The 1,643-nt window shown below is 35.5% G+C and carries 2 protein-coding genes; both read right to left on the bottom strand.

Annotated elements, in window-relative coordinates:
- Positions 1-353: 353 nt before the first annotated feature.
- Positions 354-704: a RidA family protein gene (locus H4J50_RS18865; RefSeq protein ID WP_182257690.1), complete on the bottom strand. Its 351-nt coding sequence runs from the start codon at positions 702-704 to the stop codon at positions 354-356.
- A gap of 289 nt (positions 705-993) precedes the next feature.
- Positions 994-1,643 (bottom strand): glutamine-hydrolyzing GMP synthase (gene guaA, locus H4J50_RS18860; protein WP_182257689.1); only part of this gene is annotated, 650 nt, incomplete at its 5' end.

Genomic DNA, 1,643 nt, shown 5'->3' with positions numbered 1-1,643 from the left:
AAATGTAAATTAAATGTATACAAAACAACAATCAGCAAAAAACAAGCCAATATAAAATTAAACTTAAAATACAATAAGTTACATTTTTTGATAAAAACAAACTAATCCGACCTGTAAAATAACCTGACAATTTTATCTATAAAATGCAATGGCTTACAGTAACTACACCGTTCAAAAAACAACCGCAACATGATCAAATAACAAACAGCACACTATTTAAAAGTTAATAATAGAAGAACACTTGATAATCTATAGAAGCAATCAAAAAAATTTTATAACAAAAAGAAAATTAAAATGCTTAATTGCACGTTATTATTCAAAGCAGTTATAGCATTAATACATTAAAGACGACCCTATATTTCAGCGGCAACGACACTTATTTCGACTAGCAGCATATCTCTCGCCATTGCAGCTTCAACACAAGCTCGTGATGGTGCGTACCCATCTGGAACCCATGCATCCCAGACCGCGTTCATTGCCGAGAAATCAGCCATAGTTTTTAAATAAATAGTGGCTGAAAGCATATGTTGCTTTGAACTACCTGATTGGATTAATAAGCTTTCAACCTTATCTAACATTGTTTGTGTTTGCTCGGTTATACCTTTAGTTGCATCCGCACATACTTGACCACACAAATAAATCGTACCATTGTGTTTAACAATACGGCTCATGCGAGGTTTAGTTTCTAATCTTTCAATAGTCATCATAACTCCATTACAATTTATATATAGAAAACCCCAAGGTTTAAAGCTCAGGGTTTTATGGTATTTGTTAGGTTACAAATTAAGCACAAGTAATACATTCAAGTTCAAGGCGGTAACACGAAACCTAGTTTACTATGTGAGCACTAACAATCGACAAATCTATTGTTACCTAACTTCACGCTTAAACGCAGGTAGAACTTTCAAGTTCAAAGCGGTAGCACGGAGCCTAGTTTACTAAATGTGTACCTCCAACGCCGAAATTAGATGTTCTAACAAACTTAAGGTAAAGTTACTCCCATTCTATTGTCGCAGGTGGCTTCCCTGATATATCGTAAACAACTCGAGATATACCATCAATCTCATTGATAATACGGTTAGAGACTAAGCCTAAGAAATCGTAAGGTAAATGTGACCAACGAGCCGTCATAAAGTCGATAGTTTCAACACAACGCAAACTTACTACCCAGTCATATTTACGCGCATCCCCCATAACACCAACAGAGCGTACAGGTAAAAATACGGTAAATGCTTGGCTTACTTTTTTGTATAAGTCATGCTTGTGTAACTCTTCAATGAAAATATGATCCGCACGACGTAATAAGTCAGCATACTCTTTTTTAACTTCACCTAAAATACGCACACCTAAACCTGGTCCAGGGAAAGGATGACGATATAACATGTCGTAAGGCAAACCTAACTCTAAACCGATTTTACGTACTTCATCTTTAAATAATTCACGTAAAGGCTCAACTAAGCCAAGTTTCATATGATCAGGTAAACCACCAACATTATGATGAGATTTAATCACATGGGCTTTACCAGTAGCAGATGCCGCTGACTCTATAACATCAGGGTAAATAGTACCTTGTGCTAACCATTTAGCGTTACTGAGTTTATTTGCTTCTTCATCAAAAATTTCAACAAAGACATTACCAATAA

This window comes from Colwellia sp. 6M3 (assembly GCF_014077595.1).
Lineage (GTDB): Bacteria > Pseudomonadota > Gammaproteobacteria > Enterobacterales > Alteromonadaceae > Cognaticolwellia.
Note: the sequence above shows the minus strand (reverse complement) of the source record. Positions and strands in the feature narration are given on the sequence as shown.

Bases quoted from the DNA above. Each gene is read 5' to 3' on its own strand.
- H4J50_RS18865 (WP_182257690.1), bottom strand. From the start codon at position 704: ATGACTATTGAAAGATTAGAAACTAAACCTCGCATGAGCCGTATTGTT.